This window comes from Streptomyces flaveolus (assembly GCF_044765825.1).
Classification (GTDB): Bacteria; Actinomycetota; Actinomycetes; order Streptomycetales; family Streptomycetaceae; genus Streptomyces; species Streptomyces flaveolus.
In genome coordinates this window covers 644151-661674 of sequence record NZ_JBIWKU010000001.1, presented here as the reverse complement: position 1 = coordinate 661674, position 17524 = coordinate 644151, and the positions used below count along the sequence as shown (strand labels likewise).

Genomic DNA, 17524 nt, shown 5'->3' with positions numbered 1-17524 from the left:
GGGGATCTGGGGGCCTGGACCGGGCCGGTAGGGTCTGCACGCATGGGAGAGCAGGACATGCCTACCGGTCCGGCGCACGACGCGGCGAGGGGCACACAGAACCGCTCGTTGCCCGCCCCGGGCAACGGCGCGGCGCGATCGGGCAAGCGCCGCCTCGGCGTCATGGGCGGCACCTTCGACCCGATCCACCACGGGCACCTCGTCGCGGCCAGTGAGGTCGCCGCGCAGTTCCACCTCGACGAGGTGGTGTTCGTGCCGACCGGGCAGCCCTGGCAGAAGAGCCACCGCACGGTGTCCGCCGCCGAGGACCGCTACCTGATGACGGTCGTCGCCACCGTCGAGAACCCGCAGTTCTCGGTCAGCCGCATCGACATCGACCGCGGCGGCCCCACCTACACCGTGGACACCCTGCGCGACCTGCGCGCGCTCAACCCGGACACGGACCTGTTCTTCATCACCGGCGCCGACGCCCTCGCCCAGATCCTCACCTGGCGCGACAGCGAGGAGCTCTTCTCCCTCGCGCACTTCATCGGCGTCACCCGGCCCGGACACACGCTGACGGACGCCGGGCTTCCCAAGGGCGGTGTCTCGCTCGTCGAGGTCCCCGCCCTCGCCATCTCCTCCACCGACTGCCGTGCGAGAGTCGCCAAGGGCGACCCCGTCTGGTACCTGGTGCCGGACGGAGTCGTGCGCTACATCGACAAGCGCCAGCTGTACCGCGGCGACTGAGCCGAGAGGGGCACCGGTGAACGACCCATACGACGCGGGATACGGCAACGGCCAGGCCGACCCGTACGAACTCGTCGGCTACGACGAGTACGGCCGGCCGGTGTACCGCCAGGCCCAGGCCCCGGGCCTGCCCGACCAGCAGCAGACGTACGACCCCTACGCGCAGCAGCAGCCGTACGGGCAGCAGCAGTACGGGCAGCAACAGGACCAGTACGGGCAGGGCTACGGCTACGACCCGTACGGCACCGGCACCCCGCAGTCCACCACGCCGTACGACCCCTACACCGCCCAGGGCGGCCAGGACACCGGGCAGCAGCCGCCCGTCCCCGACGCCGGCCACGACCCGTACGGCGGCCACGGCCACGTCGCGCAGCCCTCGTACGACCCGTACGGCCAGGCCGCGACGAGTGGCCGGCAGCCGCTCGTCGCCGAGCAGACCGCCTACATCCCGCAGCAGTCCGGCCCGCCCGAGGCGCCGGACGCGGCGGCGCCCGGCGAACCGGAACGGGACTACAAGACCGAGCAGTTCGCCTTCGTCGAGGAGCCGACCGACGACTCCGAGGACGTCATCGACTGGCTCAAGTTCACCGAGAACCGCACCGAGCGCCGCGAGGAGGCCCGGCGCCGCGCCCGCTCGCGCGTCGTCGCCCTGATCGTCGTCCTGGCCCTCGTCGCCGTCGGCGGCGTCGGCTACCTCTGGTACGCCGGGAAACTGCCCGGCCTGTCCTCGTCGGACTCCAAGACGGGCGGTACGACGGCGGCGGGTGCCCAGAAGCGGGACGTGATCGCCGTCCATCTGCACGACACCGCCAAGGGCAGCACCTCCACGGCGCTGCTCGTCGACAACACCACCACCCAGCAGGGCACCGCCGTACTGCTGCCCAACTCGCTGGCCCTGACCGGCGACGACGGCACCACCACCACGCTGGCCAAGTCCGTCGGCGACGACGGACCGGACGCCACCCGGACCGCGCTCGACTCGGCCCTCGGCACCGACATCGAGGGCAGCTGGCGGCTGGACACCCCGTTCCTGCAGATCCTGGTGGACCTGGTCGGCAACATCGAGGTCGACACCGACGCCGACGTGCCCGACCCGGCCGTCAAGGACAAGGGCGCCGCGCCCCTCGTGCACAAGGGCCAGAAGCAGACCCTCAGCGGCAAGATGGCCGTCGCCTACGCCACCTACCGCGGCTCCGGGGAGTCCGCCGACGCCCAGCTCCAGCGGTTCGGCCAGGTCCTGCACGGCGTGCTGCGCAAGATGTCCTCCGATCCGCAGGCCGCGACGACCACGGTGCAGACGCTCGGCCTGGTCCTCGACCCGCCGCTCACCGAGAGCGATCTCGGCTCCTTCCTCGCCGGGCTCTCCGAGCTCGCCAAGGGCGGCGACTTCAAGACCGCGCTGCTGCCCGTCGGCAACGACGGCCGGCTCAGCGCCGAGACCGGCGACGGCGTCGTCAAGGACGTTCTCGGCGGCACCGCCAAGAGCCCCGACAAGGACGCGGCCGTCAGCGTCGCCGTCCGCAACGCCACCGGCGTCGAGGACCGCACCGGCAAGGCCCGCGTCACCCTCCTCAACGGCGGTTTCACCTTCGTGGAGGGCGGCACCGCCTCCGGCACCGAGGCCACGTCGCAGGTCCTGTACGCGGAAGCCGCCGACAAGGAGAACGCCGTCCAGGTCGCCAAGACCCTGGGCCTGCCCGACGGCTCTGTGACCCAGGGCAGGGTCGCGGCGAACGCCGACGTCTCGGTGGTCCTCGGCCAGGACTACGAACCGGCGAGCTAGCCAGGGGCACCGGCGTTATCCCGTGGGGCACCGTCGGCGGTCGTGAGACCCTTGAGGTCAACCGACCGCCGACCGAAAGCCACGCAGTGACCGCGACCGACCGCTCCATCGAACTCATCAACGCCGCCGCGCAGGCGGCAGCCGACAAGCTCGCGCACGACATCATCGCCTACGACGTCAGCGACGTGCTGTCGATCACGGACGCCTTCCTGCTGGCCTCCGCCCCCAACGACCGCCAGGTCAAGTCGATCGTCGACGAGATCGAAGAGCGGCTGAACAAGGAACTCGGCGCCAAGCCGGTCCGCCGCGAGGGCGACCGCGAGGCCCGCTGGGTCCTGCTCGACTACGTCGACATCGTCGTCCACGTCCAGCACAGCGAGGAGCGTGTCTTCTACGCCCTGGAGCGCCTGTGGAAGGACTGCCCCGAGCTGGAGCTGCCCGCCGACGCCAAGGAGACCCGCGGCAAGGCGGAGGAGCACGCCCGGCTCCAGGCCGCCGAGGAGGCGACGGAGACCGACGGGGACTGGCGATGAGCGCCACCGGTGAGGTGACGGCCGGGAATCCGGGCCGCGGCAGGCGCGTCATCCTGTGGCGGCACGGCCAGACCTCGTGGAACGTGGAGCGCCGCTTCCAGGGCTCCACGGACGTCGAGCTCACCGAGACCGGCGTCGCCCAGGCCCGCCGCGCCGCCCGGCTGCTGGCCAGCCTGGGACCCGACGCGATCGTCTCCTCCGACCTCAGCCGGGCCGCGAACACGGCCGCCGAGCTCGCCGCGCTCACCGGCCTCGAGGTGACCCCGGAGGAGGGCCTGCGGGAGACCTACGCGGGCGTCTGGCAGGGCCTGACGCACGAGGAGATCATCGCCCGGCACGGCGAGGAGTACGCGGCGTGGAAGCGCGGGGAGCCCGTCCGCCGCGGCGGCGGTGAGCTGGAGACCGAGGTGGCCGACCGCGCCGCCCCCGTGGTGCTCCGGCACGCCGAGAAGCTCCCCGAGGACGGCACCCTCGTCGTGGTGAGCCACGGCGGCACCATCCGCACCACCATCGGACGCCTCCTCGGGCTGGAGCCGCACAGCTGGGAGAGCCTCGGCGGCCTGACCAACTGCTGCTGGTCCGTCCTGGGCGAGGGCGCCCGCGGCTGGCGTCTGCTGGAGCACAACGCCGGCACGCTGCCGGAACCGGTGCTCGGCGACGACGACTGAGCCGCGGGCGACGGGCCCGGGACCCGGATTTCACTTTCCGGCAGGTCGCAGGCTAAAGTTCTTCTTGTTCGCCCCGCCGAGCGGGGCGAAACACCACACGGCATCGCCGAGTGGCAGCAAGGGGCTATAGCTCAGTTGGTAGAGCGCCTGCATGGCATGCAGGAGGTCAGGAGTTCAATTCTCCTTAGCTCCACAGCCCACGGACGAATCCCGTCCCCTTCGGGGGGCGGGATTTTTCGTTGCGTCCGCGGTTGAGCAACCGTGCCCCCGCGGGCGTATACCCCCGTGAGACCCCGCGAGGGCTCCGTGTCCGGACCGGTACCGAGGCGTCGCTGACCGTATTGGCCCGGTCGTGGCAGAATCAAACGGCCGGAAGGGGACCGCGGCCCGACGGGAGGGAGTGGCGATGCCTGCGAGCATCCTCGAGGAGGTCGGTCACCTCCTCGGCGGAGCGGTGACACGGAACGTGGCCACCCGTCTCAGCTGCCCTTCCTGCGGTTCCGCGCACGTCGCCCAGGTCCTCGGTGACAACGGTGGCATCTCCTACGTGTGCACGGCCTGCGGCCACAGCTGGAGCTGACCGATGGGTGCACACAGGCGGAAGTGCGACTGGTGCGGCAGCGGCACCCCGATCGTGCGGGACATGGAGCCGGTCAACCCGGACTACCAGTACTGGTGCGAGGAGTGCGCGCGGGCGCTGATCATAAAGGGCGACCCCATCGAGACGTACCGCGAACTCGAGGGCGAGCCGATCTACGGCCGGCTCCTGGAGGAGCACTGCACGCTCAAGCGGTTCTACTCGTTCGTGACGGCGTAACGACCGTCACAACAGGGCGAAACGGGCAAAACGGAAACGATTTGGTGTTGGGCCCGGTGGACCGTGTAATGTTGGCGTCGCCGCCGGGGAAACCGGGCGGAACGCAGGAACAAGGGGCTATAGCTCAGTTGGTAGAGCGCCTGCATGGCATGCAGGAGGTCAGGAGTTCAATTCTCCTTAGCTCCACAGAGAAACCCCCCGGATCACGATCCGGGGGGTTTGTTCGTGTGCGGCTCCCGCTCAGCGTCCGAGCGCCCGGCGGCCCCGGCCCTGCGAGAGCACCGGCAGATTGGCGCGCGAGGACGGCGCCTGCCCGCGGGTGTCCTCCTCGATGCGCAGGGCGAGCGCCGGGCAACGGCGCACCGCGCGCACCGCCTTGGCCTCCGCGAAACGCGGCACGTCCGCCTGCGCCACCGTCGGGAACCCGTCGGCGCCCAGCTCGAAGACCTCCGGCAGGATGTCCGCGCACAGGCCGTGGCCCCGGCACAGCGTCCAGTCGACGTAGATCTTCTGGCGGCTGGGGCCGTTCTCCTCCCCGCCGCCCGGGACGCCCGTCGGGGACGTGCCGCCCTCGAAGAGCGGCAGGACGCCCTCCACGGGCCGCCCGCAGCCGTTGCCCAGGACATGGGCGGCGAGGTCGTCCGTGAACGCCTTGACGGTCGACTCCAGGAACATCGCCGAACCGTCCGGGTGCGAGCAGGCGCCGCGCCGCTTGACGTTCCTGGCGACCTGCTTGAGCGCCTCAAGGGCGGCCGGTCCGCCGCCGTTCAGGATGTCCTCCATGCCGCGCGCCGCGGCCGGCAGGCCGAGGTAGCAGGGGCCGCACTGGCCCGCGCTCTCCTGGGCCAGCCACTGCGCCACCCGCAGCGACTCGCCCAGCGGGCAGGTGCCCTGACCGATCGGCAGGATCGCGCCCGCGCCGAGCGAGCCGCCCACCTGCTGGAGCGAGTTGCGGGAGACGATCGCCTCGTCGACGGTCGCCGCGTCGATCCACTTGCCGTGGTAGCCGCCGGTCAGCACACCCTGCGGGACCGGCGGGGCGCCGGCCAGCTGGAGGACGTAGCGCAGCGGCACGCCGGTGGGCACCTCGATCACCATCGGGCGGGCCACCGCGCCGGAGACCGTGAGCATGACGGTGCCCGGCTCGTCGTACAGGCCGGTGTTGCCGTAACGCTCCGGGCCGATGCGGGCGGCGATCGCCAGCTGGGCGAAGGTCTCGGCGTTGGACAGCAGGGTCGGTGCGCCGCCGACGCCGCTCTTCGACGCGCTGACCTTGCGGCCGGGCGGGATCGCAGGGCCGCCGTCGATGGAGCGGATCAGTGAGGCCGCGGCGCCGGTGACCATCCGCACCGGATTGCGCTGCACGCGGGCGCGCAGGGCGGAGCGGCGTCCGTTGCTCAGGCCGCGTTCGGCGAGGGCGGCCTCCATGGAGCGCTGGGTGGACTCCCGGGTCACCCCGATGACGAGGGTGCGGGCGCCCATGGCCTCGGCGCACAGCAGCGCGCCGTCCAGGATCAGGTGCGGGGCACGGTTGATCAGCACCGTGTCCTTGCGGCAGGCCGGTTCGTCCTCGCTGCCGTTGACGACGACGACCGGCCTCACGCCGCGTTTGATCGCCGATTCGGCGACCGAGCGCAGCTTCTTGTGGAAGGGGAAGCCCGCGCCGCCGCGGCCCCTGAGGTTGATGCGTTCGGCGAGCTGGGCGAGCTGTTCGCCGCCCAGGGGTTCGAGCGGCCCGTGCACCTTGAGGTGCATGGGCAGATCCAGTCTTTCGACAAGGTCGAAGCCCGACGTGAGCTGGGGAAGACCGACCACGCGGACTTCGGGGACGTCGGGCAGGGCCTCGTTCACCAAGAGCCTCCGGAAGGCGTGTTCCAAGGTTCGCCCGAACCCGGTGCGTCGAAGTCGCGGGACCTGGGGGACGCACCGGGGGTTGGTTCAGTGGCGGGACCGCTGTTGTACGTGTCGTGCGGGTAGTACGTGCCGTAGGGGCCGTTTGTCTCACCGGTGTCGTACACGTCACCTCCGGCGTAGCCGGGCGTGCCCGGATTGTCGTAGGCCGGGATGGTGTGTCCGGTGTCCTGGAGCGGGTCGTAGGCCGACGGGGGCGCCTCGCCGACCGGGGGCGGCGACGGGACCGGCCAGCTGCCCGAAGTGCTTCCGCCGCTGTCGACGAGGGGCATCGCCTCGGTGGGCCGCAGGTCCGGCGGCAGCTCGGCCGGCACGGTCCGGTCGGCGGTCAGCGGCCGCTGCCGCGCCCGGGAGGAGCCGGAGACGGCACGGTAGGCCGCGGCGAAGCCGCTCGGCGGCTCCTGGGGCGGGGGAGCGAGGCGTTCCGCGGGCTCGTACAGCGGTGCGGACGGGGAGGGCCTGCGCGGTGAGGGGGCCCCGAGGCTCTCGCGGCCCGGCAGTGCGGCGCCGGCCGCCGCCCGGGTCCGGGGTTCCGCCGGCTCCTCCCGGACCGCCTGGCCCTCCGTCCCGAGGAACCCGGCGATCCTGTCGGCGACCCGGCGCTTGACCGGGCGCGGGGCCGCGCGCAGCGCCAGGGCGGCCATGACGCCGAGCAGGGAGAGGCCGTACAGGACCATGAAGACCGGCTTCGCCGCGCGACCCGCGTAGAGCCCGTGCAGCAGTGCGGCGCACCAGGCCGGGTAGGCCAGCATGTGCATGGCCCGCCAGCGGGCGGCCACCGGGGCGGGGGAGGCGAAGCGGTTGCGCAGGGCGCCGGTGACGCCCACGAAGATCATGAGCATGCTGGCCAGGGTGCCGAGGCCGATCAGGACGGCCCTGCCGCCGAACTCCTCGTCCTCCGTCGCCAGGAGCCCGAACGGGATCACCGCGGCGACCCATGTGGTGTGGTCCAGCACCAGCTTGACCACGATGTGGATCACGAGGAACACGATCGAGGCGACGGCGGTGCTCCGGTGCACCGCCTGGGCCAGGATCCGCCGGCGCGCGTCGAGGACGATCCGGTCCTGGGCGACCAGTCCCCAGATCACCGAGCAGCTCAGGAAGACGAGGGAGAGGACGCCGGCGCCGAAGTTCAGGAACTGGGCGAAGGTGTCGTCCGCCGTGCTGTCGTTCGTCACCGCCGCACACCTCCGCGCGTCACGGCGGCGGGGGAGGGGGACGGACGGTTACTGCGGGGGTCGTGCAGGGGAGGGTTCATGGGGGCAACTCCGAAGCGGTTCGGGAAGGCGGTCCCGCAGCCGCACTCTAGGTCGCGCCATACTCGCGAGTACGTGGTTTGAGTTATTGCGTTGTTATCAAATGACAATGCGCTCGTTGTGATGCCCCTTAGTGGTCGTTACGCGAAGTAACCTTTGACCTTGGTTCAGGTTTCGCGCGGATCCCGGCGGGATTCAGGCGGGCCGGGAAGCGCGTCGCGGCCCGATCGGCGACTGCGGTACCCTGACGCCATGCGTGCCGTACGCCTTCTGCTTAGCGAGCCGCGCTGATCAGTCCCGACCCCGGTCGTAGTCCGGTGGCCGGAATCGGCGCGGCGTCCCCTCCTGTGCGAGGGGATTTTTCATTTCCCGGCAATCGCAGCCGCTGGTCATGGATGTCGCAGCCGCTGGCAGAGACGATCGATGGAGCTTTGAGGATCATGAGCGAGACGAACCCCGCGGCGACCGCCCCTGTGTCGGCGGACGCCGCGCCGCACCGCTACACGGCTGCCATGGCCGCCGAGATCGAGGCACGCTGGCAGGACTTCTGGGACGCCGAGGGGACGTACGCCGCGCCGAACCCCAAGGGTGACCTGGCGGGCGACCCGGAGCTGGTCGCCAAGCCCAAGAAGTTCATCATGGACATGTTCCCGTACCCCTCCGGTGCGGGTCTGCACGTCGGCCACCCCCTGGGCTACATCGCCACCGACGTCTACGCCCGCTTCCAGCGGATGACCGGCCACAACGTCCTGCACACCCTGGGCTTCGACGCCTTCGGCCTGCCCGCCGAGCAGTACGCCGTGCAGACCGGCACGCACCCGCGGGTGTCGACCGAGGCCAACATGGAGAACATGAAGTCCCAGCTGCGCCGGCTGGGACTGGGCCACGACAAGCGCCGGTCGTTCGCCACGATCGACCCCGAGTACTACAAGTGGACCCAGTGGATCTTCCTGCAGATCTTCAACTCCTGGTACGACACGGAGGCGAACAAGGCCCGCCCCATCGCCGAGCTGGTCGCGCAGTTCGCCTCCGGTGAGCGCGCGCTGCCCCAGGGCCGCTCCTGGAACGAGCTGACCGAGGCCGAGCGCGCCGACGTCCTGGGCGAGTACCGCCTGGCCTACGCCTCCGACGCCCCCGTCAACTGGTGCCCCGGCCTGGGCACCGTGCTGGCCAACGAGGAGGTCACCGCCGACGGCCGCTCCGAGCGCGGCAACTTCCCCGTCTTCAAGTCCAAGCTGCGCCAGTGGAACATGCGCATCACCGCCTACGCGGACCGGCTGCTGGAGGACCTGGACGAGCTGGACTGGCCCGAGGCCATCAAGCTGCAGCAGCGCAACTGGATCGGCCGCTCCGAGGGCGCCCGCGTCGACTTCCCCATCGACGGCGAGCGCATCACCGTCTTCACCACCCGTCCCGACACCCTGTTCGGCGCGACCTACATGGTGCTGGCGCCCGAGCACCCGCTGGTCGAGAAGTTCACCCCGGCCGCCTGGCCCGAGGGCACCCACCAGGTGTGGACCGGCGGTCACGCGACCCCCGCCGAGGCCGTCGCCGCGTACCGCGCGCAGGCCGCCGCCAAGTCGGACGTCGAGCGCCAGGCCGAGGCCAAGGACAAGACCGGCGTCTTCATCGGCGCCTACGCGACCAACCCGGTCAACGGCGAGCAGGTCCCGGTCTTCATCGCCGACTACGTGCTGATGGGCTACGGCACCGGCGCGATCATGGCCGTGCCGGCCGGTGACCAGCGCGACTTCGAGTTCGCCCGCGCCTTCGAGCTGCCGATCCGCTGCATCGTCGAGCCGACCGACGGCCGCGGCACCGACACCGCGACGTGGGAGGACGCCTTCGCCTCGTACGACGCGAAGATCATCAACTCCTCGAACGGCCAGATCTCCCTGGACGGCCTGGGCGTCGTCGACGCCAAGGCCCGCATCACCGAGTGGCTGGAGCGCACCGGCACCGGCGAGGGCACCGTCAACTTCCGCCTGCGCGACTGGCTGTTCAGCCGCCAGCGCTACTGGGGCGAGCCCTTCCCGATCGTCTACGACGAGGACGGCATCGCCCACGCCCTGCCCGAGTCGATGCTGCCGCTGGAGCTGCCCGAGGTCGAGGACTACTCCCCGCGCACCTTCGACCCGGACGACGCCGACACCCGGCCCGAGACGCCGCTGTCGCGCAACGAGGACTGGGTCAACGTCACCCTGGACCTGGGCGACGGCCCGAAGAAGTACCGGCGCGAGACCAACACCATGCCCAACTGGGCCGGCTCCTGCTGGTACGAGCTGCGCTACCTGGACCCGCACAACAGCGAGCAGCTGGTCGACCCCGAGGTCGAGCAGTACTGGATGGGCCCGCGCGAGGGCCTGCCGCACGGCGGCGTCGACCTGTACGTCGGCGGCGCCGAGCACGCCGTGCTGCACCTGCTGTACGCGCGCTTCTGGTCCAAGGTCCTGTTCGACCTGGGGCACGTCTCGTCGGCCGAGCCGTTCCACAAGCTGTTCAACCAGGGCATGATCCAGGCCTACGTCTACCGCGACAGCCGCGGCATCGCCGTGCCGGCCGCCGAGGTGGAGGAGCGCGACGGCGCCTGGTTCTACCAGGGCGAGAAGGTCTCCCGGCTGCTGGGCAAGATGGGCAAGTCCCTGAAGAACGCGGTCACCCCGGACGAGATCTGCGCCGAGTACGGCGCCGACACGCTGCGCCTGTACGAGATGGCGATGGGCCCGCTGGACGTCTCCCGGCCGTGGGACACGCGCGCGGTGGTGGGCCAGTTCCGGCTGCTGCAGCGGCTGTGGCGCAACGTCGTCGACGAGGACAGCGGCGAGGTGACGGTCGCCGACACCGAGCCCGACGAGGACACGCTGCGCGCGCTGCACAAGGCGATCGACGGGGTGCGCCAGGACCTGGAGGGCATGCGGTTCAACACCGCCATCGCCAAGGTCACCGAGCTGAACAACCACCTGACGAAGTCGGGCGGCCCGATCGCGCGCTCGGTCGCCGAGCCGCTGGTGCTGATGGTCGCGCCGCTGGCCCCGCACATCGCCGAGGAGCTGTGGCGCAGGCTGGGCCACACCGACTCGGTCGTCCACCGGGACTTCCCGGTCGCCGACCCGGCGTACGTCGTGGACGAGACGGTGACCTGCGTCGTGCAGATCAAGGGCAAGGTCAAGGCGCGGCTGGAGGTCGCCCCGTCCATCTCCGACGAGGAGCTGGAGAAGGCGGCGCTGGCCGACGAGAAGGTCGTGGACGCGCTGGGCGGGGCCGGGATCCGCAAGGTCATCGTGCGGGCGCCGAAGCTGGTGAACATCGTCCCCGCGTGACCGGCTGACGGCTCGGGGTAGTCCCCTACGGGCAGGTTCGGGGTTCTGTCGGAACCCTGGGCCTGCCCGCTGCGTTTACCGTGGAAGAGCGGCGCGGTGGGCGCCACGGCCTGCCCGGTGGGCGGGCCGGACGGTTCGAGGAGGAGCTTCGTGGAAGCAGTGATCGCAGTCTTCGCCCTGCTCTTCGTGCTCGCCCTCGTGCTGGGCGTCTACGCCACCGTGAAGGCGGTCGGCGCCGCCAAGCGCAGCGTGGACCGCGGCATCACCCAGGCCCGCCGGACGGTCGAGGACCACACGCTGCGGGCCAAGTCTTTCGTCCAGGCCGGCCCGGCGGCGGAGCTCGCGCAGCTGCGGCTCACGCTGCGCACATCGATGCGGGCCACCCAGGACGCGCTGCACGCGGGCGTGGCCGAGGACGAGTCCCTCAAGGAGTCCCTCGCCCTCTTCGAGCGGCTCAGCGCGCACGGGTTCGAGCTGGACGGTGAGCTCAGGCGGCTGGAGTCCGACCCCGACCGGGGCACGCTCGCCGAGCGCCTCCCCGCGCTGCGCGAGCGCACCGAGCGCATCACCCGGTCGGCGGAGTCCCTGCGCTGGGCGGCCCGGGACCGCGCCCGCCGCTTCGCGGACGACGACCTGGACTCGCTCAGCGCACAGATCGACGTCGAGGCCGGTGCCCTGCGGCACTGGACGGAGACCGAGCCCGCCGCCGCGCCGCCGTCCTGGCCCGAGGCTCCGGCCGCCGACGCCCCGGCCGCCCGGCAGAGTTGGCCCGAGCCGCCGCGGCAGGACGAGGCCCAGGAGCCGGCGCGGCCCGCCATCACCCCGCCCGGACCGCGGCCCGTGCACCCCTGGCAGAAGAAGGCCCGCCCGGAGAACACGGCCTGACCGGGGGCCTTCGCCGCCCGATCACGCCCGGTGTCGCCCGGTCGTCGGGGCCGGTCTGCCGGACGGGCACTACGCCAGGTAATCTCCAGCTCATGTCCCGCCATGTCGCGATCGTCACAGATTCAACGGCCTACCTCCCGGCCCGGACGATGGAGCGGCACGGCATCACCGCGGTACCCCTGACGGTGGTCCTGGGAGACCGGGCCCTGGAGGAGGGCACCGAGATCTCGACCCGCTCGCTGGCCCAGGCCCTGCAGAAGCGGCGCCCGGTCACCACCTCACGCCCCAGCCCCGAACTCTTCGCCGAGACCTACCGGAAGATCGCCGAATCGGGTGCCGACGGCATCGTCTCCCTCCACCTGTCCGCCGAACTCTCGGGCACCTACGACGCCGCGGTCGTCGCCTCGCGCGAGGCGCCGGTCCCCGTGCGGGTCGTGGACACGGGCATGATCGCGATGGCCCTCGGCTTCTGCGCGCTCTCCGCGGCCGGGGCGGCGGAGACGGGCGGCACGGTGGACGAAGCGGTCACGGCGGCCGAGAAACGGGCCGCGGGGACGTCCGCCTTCTTCTACGTCGACACCCTCGACTATCTGCGGCGCGGTGGACGGATCGGGGCGGCACAGGCGCTGTTCGGTTCCGCGCTCGCGGTGAAACCGCTGCTCCAGCTCGACGGCGGCCGGATCGAACCGCTGGAGAAGGTGCGGACGGCGTCGAAGGCGATCGCCCGCCTGGAGGAGATCGTCGCCGACCGCGCGGGCAGCGCCCCGGTCGACATCGCCGTCCACCATCTCGCCGCCCCCGACCGCGCGTCGGCCCTGGCGGACCGCCTGCGGGAGAGGGTGCCGGGGCTGGCCGACCTGCATGTGAGCGAGGTCGGCGCGGTGATCGGGGCGCACACGGGGCCCGGGTTGCTGGGGGTCGTGGTCTCGCCGCGGTAGGCGGTGGGGAGAGCACGTTGCCGTCACCCGTGAGGGTGGGGGAGATATCCACAACCTGGTGACGGTCCACGGAAATTGACCATGATCATCGCGGATCGGCAGAAGTGCCCGATCCTCGGCGCATGGCTCTTCGATCACGCATCCGCACAGCAGCCGCGAGCAGCGGACCGGGCCGTGGACCGGCGTCCGACGGCCGCACCCGCTCCTCTCGGCGCCACCCGCACGCTCGCGGACGGGCACGGCACCGTCACGCGCCGGCGGAGGAGCTCCGCCGGAGGGCGGAGACACTCTTCGGCGAACGCGCCGAACGTGCCGAACCCGCCGGGGGGCGGGGAGAGTCGGGGACGGGGCCGCCCGGTGGGACCGACGTCGTCGGGGCCGTCGCGGTCGCGGCGCCGGCAGGGTGTGGCGATGCGGTCGACCCCGTCGCGCCGGCCTGGCGGGAGCGGGTCGGGCCCGCGCTGCGGGAGCGGATGCCGGTGTGGGTGCAGAACCGGTGCGGGATGGAGCGGCGCAGCGTGGCCGCGCTCGCGGTGCTGCTCGTCGTCGCCGCGGCCTTCGCCGTGCAGCACTTCTGGACCGGCCGTACCGAGACGGTGGCGGCACCCGAGGTGGTGCGAGCAGCCGCGGCTCACGGCACGGAAGGCGGGGGCGGGGCGCCGGCCGACGGAGGCACGGCAGCCGGTGCGCCCCGGCCCACTGCGACGGCCTCGGCCGGGGCCGAGATCGTCGTGGACGTCGGCGGCAAGGTCCGCGAGCCCGGGATCCACCGCCTGCCGGCCGGTGCACGCGTCGAGGACGCCCTGCGAGCCGCCGGGGGAGTGCGCCCCGGCACGAAGACCGACGGGCTGAACCGGGCCCGCTTCCTGGTGGACGGCGAACAAGTGATCGTCGGCGCGCCCGTGCCTCCCGGCGCCGGAACAGGCGCGGGCGGTACGGCCCCGGGCGGTGCGGCCGGCACGGTGGCGGGCGCGGGCCCGACGGCCCCGGTCTCCCTCAACACGGCGACCGTGGACCAACTCGAGACACTGCCGGGCGTCGGCCCGGTCCTGGCCCAGCACATCGTCGACTACCGCACGCAACACGGCGGCTTCCGGTCGGTGGACGAGTTGCGCGAGGTCAACGGCATCGGCGAGCGCCGCTTCGCCGATCTGCGCGACCTCGTCCGGCCATGAGCACGTCCACGAGCACGACGACGGGGGCGGGCGCCGACGCCCGCGCTGCCGTGCACGCCGCCTCCGGGCATCGGCTCGGTGCCGCCCGTCCCCGGCAGGAAGGACCCACCGACCTGCGGCTCGTGCCGCCCGCGCTGGCGGCCTGGGCAACGGCGGCTCTGGTGCTGGACGCGGCGCCGGAGTGGTCCCTCGGCGTGGTGCTCGGCTGCGTGGTGACGGCCGGCGCGCTGCTGCTGGGGACACGACGGCGCGCCGCACGTGGGTGGGCCCCCGTGCCGGTCGCCGCCGTGCTGCTCTGCGTGGCCGCGTCCGCCGCCTCGGCGGCGCTGCACGGAGCGGACCTGCGCCGGGGCCCCGTGCCCGCGCTGGCTCGGCAGTACGCCACCGTGACCGCCGAGGTGGAGATCACCGCGGACCCCCGGCTCACCCGGGCCCGCGTCCGCGGGGACCGTGCGACGCCCCCGGCCGTGGTGATCGAGGCCGACGCACGCCGGGTGGCGCAGGCGGACGGCAGGACGGTGGCGACACGTGCGCCGGTGCTGGTGATCGTCGACGCCGGTGCCGGAACCGGAGCGGGAGGGGGCACCGGCACCGAGGCACCGGGCCGGGCGCCTGCCCCGGGGCCCGCGGCCGGGGGTCCCCGCGTCTCCGGCGGCGGGCCGGGTGCCGGGCCCTGGCTCGCCCTGCTGCCGAGCACGCGGTTGCGCGTCGTCGCGCGGACGGCGCCTGCGAGGGGAAGCGGCGACCGGGTCGCCGCCGTACTGCGGGTGCGCGGCCGGGAGGCGCCGGACGTGGTGGCCGGGCCGTCCGGGCCGCAGCGGTTGGCCGGGCGGCTGCGCGCCGGACTGCGGGAGGCCACCGACGGGCTGTCCGCGGACGCGCGGGCGCTGCTGCCGGGCCTGGTCGTCGGGGACACCTCCCGGATCACCCCGGACCTGGACGAGGCGTTCAAGGAGACCGACCTGACGCACACGCTGGCGGTGTCCGGTGCCAACTTCACCATCCTGCTCGCCCTGCTGCTCGGACCGCCGGGGCTCGCCCAGCACAGCGAGCGCCGAGGCCTGGCGCCCCGCCTCGGCATCTCCCTGCGCGCGACCGCGCTGCTCGGCGGGGTGCTCGCACTCGGCTTCGTCGTCGTGTGCCGGCCCGACCCGAGCGTGCTGCGGGCCGCCGCCTGCGGCGCCGTCGCCCTGCTCGCCCTCGCGACCGGGCGCAGCAGATCCCTGATCCCCGCCCTGGCGACGGCTGTCCTGCTGCTGGTGCTGTACGACCCGTGGCTGGCCCGCAGCTACGGCTTCCTGCTCTCCGTGCTGGCCACCGGCGCCCTGCTCACGCTCGCGCCACGGTGGAGCGCGGCGCTGCGACGGCGCCGGGTTCCTCCCCGGCTCGCCGAGGCGCTGGCCGCCGCGGGGGCCGCGCAGGCGCTGTGCGCACCGGTGGTCGCCGTGCTGTCGGCGCGGGTGAGCCTGGTGGCGGTGCCGTGCAACCTCCTCGTGGAGTTCGCGGTGGCGCCGGCCACGGTGCTGGGCTTCGCGGCCCTGGCGACGTCGCCGCTGTCGATGCCGGTGGCCAAGGCGTGCGCCTGGTGCGCGGGTTGGCCGGCCGAGTGGATCGCCGGGATCGCCCGCACCGGGGCCGCGCTGCCCGGCGCGGGAGTGGACTGGCCGGGCAGCTGGACGGGGGCTGCGCTGCTCGCCCTCACCACGGTGGGCGTGCTGCTCGTCGGCCGGCGGCTGCTGGGACACCCGTGGTGGTGCGGTGTCTGCGCACTGCTGCTCGTGCTGGTGGTGGTGCAACCGGGGCCGCTGCCGCGGGTGATCACGGGGTGGCCGCCGCCGGGCTGGCGGATGGTGATGTGCGACGTGGGACAGGGGGACGCCCTGGTGCTCGCGGCCGGCCCGGGCGCGGGAGTGGTCGTGGACGCCGGACCCGATCCGGCGCTCGTGGACCGCTGTCTGCGCTCGCTCGGCATCACCAGAGTCCCGCTGGTCGTACTGACCCACTTCCACGCCGACCACGTGGCGGGACTGCCCGGGGTGCTGCGGGGCCGCCCGGTGGGCGCGATCGAGACGACCGGGCTGGAAGAGCCCGCGGACCAGGCCGAGTTCGTCCGCGGACAGGCGGCGGCACGACGGATCCCCGTGCGCCATGCCGTCGCCGGGGAACAGCGACGGACCGGTCCGCTGTCCTGGGAGGTGGTCTGGCCACCGCCGACGCCAGGTCAGGGCACGGTGCCGGGCGCACCGGCGGCCCCGGCACCGGACCCACCGGCGAGCACGGAGGGCCCCAACGACGCCAGCGTCACCCTGCTGGTGCGGACGGCCGGGCTGCGCCTGCTGCTGCTCGGGGACCTCGAACCCCCGGCTCAGCAGGAGCTGGCGAGGTCGCCGGTGGCAGCGGAGCTGGGAGGGGTCGACGTGCTCAAGGTGGCCCACCACGGCTCCGCCCACCAGGACCCCGGCCTGATACGGCGGGTGGCGCCGCGCCTGGCGCTGATCAGCTGCGGGGAGGACAACACGTACGGGCACCCGGCGCCCGCCACGGTCGCGGCACTGCGGGCCCGGGGCGCGATGGTCCTGCGCACGGACCGGGACGGGGCGCTGGCGGTCACCGGCACGGGTGAGGCGCTGCGGGTGGCGGGAGACTGAGGGCATGGAAAGAGCACAGATAGACGCCTACCTCAGCCGGCTGGGAGCCGGGTACCCGGCATCGCCCACCGCCGACGCCCTGCGTGAGCTGCACCTGCGCCATCTGCGGACGGTGCCTTTCGAGAACCTGTCCGTCCACCTGGGCGAGGAGATCGTGCTGGAGCAGGAGCCGTTGCTGGACAAGGTCGTGGGCACCCGCCGCGGCGGGTTCTGCTACGAACTCAACGGTCTCTTCGGCGCGTTGCTGAGCGCGCTCGGGTACGAGGTCACGCTGCTCGCGGCCCGGGTGTACGGGGACGGAGGCGCGCTCGGGATTCCGTACGACCATCTGGCGCTGCTGGTACGGACGGTGGACGGGGACGGTTGGCTGGCGGACGTCGGGTTCGGGGCGCACAGCCACGTCCCGCTGGAGTTCGCGGAGCGGGGTGAGCAGAAGGATCCCGGGGGGACGTTCCGGATCGTCGAGGCGGGCCCGGACGCGGCCGGGGTACGCGGCGGAGACGACTCGGGCCGGGGGACCGACCTGGACGTGCTGCGCGACGGGAAGCCCGTGTACCGGGTGGAGCCGCGCCCCAGGGTACTCGGCGACTTCGTGTCCGGCGCGTGGTGGCACAGCACCTCGCCCCGGTCGCACTTCCTGCAGTCGCCGGTGTGCTCACGGCTCACGGAGGACGGAGGACGGATCACGCTCAGCGGGCGCAGGCTCACGACGACGGCCGCCGACGGGGGACGGGAGGCACGCGAACTGGCGACGGACGAGGAGGTGCTGGCGGCGTACCGGGACCTCTTCGGCATCCCTCTCGACCGGGTACCGGCTCTGCCCGGCCGGTGAGGGCCGGCGGTACCCCACCTGGCGGTCCG

14 protein-coding genes and 2 tRNA genes are annotated in these 17524 nt (G+C 72.9%); 14 read left to right on the top strand and 2 right to left on the bottom strand.

The genetic code is table 11. The features are described 5' to 3' along the window. The first annotated feature begins 42 nt into the window (after positions 1 to 42). The 8 genes from nadD (at position 43) to ACIRG6_RS02960 (ending at position 4716) form a co-directional block, all read left to right on the top strand. The gene (gene nadD / locus ACIRG6_RS02995) at positions 43 to 729 is read left to right on the top strand and encodes a nicotinate-nucleotide adenylyltransferase (protein ID WP_225635924.1); all 687 of its coding nucleotides are present in this window, start codon (positions 43 to 45) and stop codon (positions 727 to 729) included. A 16-nt stretch (positions 730 to 745) separates the two neighbouring features. Then, on the top strand, positions 746 to 2512 hold the full coding sequence (locus ACIRG6_RS02990) for an LCP family protein (RefSeq protein ID WP_403320406.1): 1767 nt from the start codon (positions 746 to 748) through the stop codon (positions 2510 to 2512). Between the two features lie 86 nt (positions 2513 to 2598). Beyond that, on the top strand, positions 2599 to 3045 hold the full coding sequence (rsfS, locus tag ACIRG6_RS02985; RefSeq protein WP_225635922.1) for a ribosome silencing factor: 447 nt from the start codon (positions 2599 to 2601) through the stop codon (positions 3043 to 3045). Continuing rightward, positions 3042 to 3713 carry a histidine phosphatase family protein gene (locus ACIRG6_RS02980; RefSeq protein ID WP_318218529.1) on the top strand — a complete coding sequence of 224 codons (672 nt, stop codon included), beginning with the start codon at positions 3042 to 3044 and terminating at the stop codon, positions 3711 to 3713. The genes rsfS and ACIRG6_RS02980 overlap by 4 nt, the downstream gene beginning before the upstream one ends. Before the next feature lie 120 nt (positions 3714 to 3833). Continuing rightward, positions 3834 to 3906: transfer RNA gene (locus ACIRG6_RS02975), tRNA-Ala, on the top strand. Between the two features lie 213 nt (positions 3907 to 4119). Next, positions 4120 to 4293 (top strand): hypothetical protein, encoded by a 174-nt coding sequence (locus tag ACIRG6_RS02970; RefSeq protein WP_225635920.1) that lies wholly within the window; start codon positions 4120 to 4122, stop codon positions 4291 to 4293. 3 nt (positions 4294 to 4296) lie between these two features. Further along, a complete protein-coding gene (locus ACIRG6_RS02965; protein WP_003976229.1) occupies positions 4297 to 4530 on the top strand; it encodes a hypothetical protein in 234 nt (77 codons plus the stop codon). Between the two features lie 113 nt (positions 4531 to 4643). Beyond that, positions 4644 to 4716, top strand: a tRNA-Ala gene (locus ACIRG6_RS02960). A gap of 54 nt (positions 4717 to 4770) precedes the next feature. Here the strand turns inward: ACIRG6_RS02960 and ACIRG6_RS02955 are convergent. Both ACIRG6_RS02955 and ACIRG6_RS02950 read right to left on the bottom strand, forming a co-directional pair. Then, positions 4771 to 6381, bottom strand: coding sequence for an NADH-quinone oxidoreductase subunit NuoF family protein (locus tag ACIRG6_RS02955; protein ID WP_189227849.1), 1611 nt, complete (start codon positions 6379 to 6381; stop codon positions 4771 to 4773). Continuing rightward, positions 6378 to 7619 (bottom strand): cytochrome b/b6 domain-containing protein, encoded by a 1242-nt coding sequence (locus ACIRG6_RS02950; protein WP_364679590.1) that lies wholly within the window; start codon positions 7617 to 7619, stop codon positions 6378 to 6380. Before ACIRG6_RS02950 ends, ACIRG6_RS02955 begins: the two co-directional genes overlap by 4 nt. A 518-nt stretch (positions 7620 to 8137) precedes the next feature. Here ACIRG6_RS02950 and leuS point away from each other — a divergent pair. From leuS to ACIRG6_RS02920, 6 genes are all read left to right on the top strand, one after another. After that, positions 8138 to 11017 carry a leucine--tRNA ligase gene (gene leuS, locus ACIRG6_RS02945; protein ID WP_364819273.1) on the top strand — a complete coding sequence of 960 codons (2880 nt, stop codon included), beginning with the start codon at positions 8138 to 8140 and terminating at the stop codon, positions 11015 to 11017. 150 nt (positions 11018 to 11167) lie between these two features. Continuing rightward, positions 11168 to 11902 carry a hypothetical protein gene (locus ACIRG6_RS02940; protein WP_318218526.1) on the top strand — a complete coding sequence of 245 codons (735 nt, stop codon included), beginning with the start codon at positions 11168 to 11170 and terminating at the stop codon, positions 11900 to 11902. Positions 11903 to 11994: 92 nt separating this feature from the next. Continuing rightward, positions 11995 to 12840, top strand: coding sequence for a DegV family protein (locus ACIRG6_RS02935; RefSeq protein ID WP_403320400.1), 846 nt, complete (start codon positions 11995 to 11997; stop codon positions 12838 to 12840). Positions 12841 to 12962: 122 nt separating this feature from the next. Then, positions 12963 to 14015 (top strand): ComEA family DNA-binding protein, encoded by a 1053-nt coding sequence (locus ACIRG6_RS02930; protein WP_364819270.1) that lies wholly within the window; start codon positions 12963 to 12965, stop codon positions 14013 to 14015. After that, on the top strand, positions 14012 to 16663 hold the full coding sequence (locus ACIRG6_RS02925; protein ID WP_403320398.1) for a ComEC/Rec2 family competence protein: 2652 nt from the start codon (positions 14012 to 14014) through the stop codon (positions 16661 to 16663). The genes ACIRG6_RS02930 and ACIRG6_RS02925 overlap by 4 nt, the downstream gene beginning before the upstream one ends. Before the next feature lie 4 nt (positions 16664 to 16667). Continuing rightward, a complete protein-coding gene (locus ACIRG6_RS02920) occupies positions 16668 to 17495 on the top strand; it encodes an arylamine N-acetyltransferase family protein (protein ID WP_364679574.1) in 828 nt (275 codons plus the stop codon). Positions 17496 to 17524: the final 29 nt, after the last annotated feature.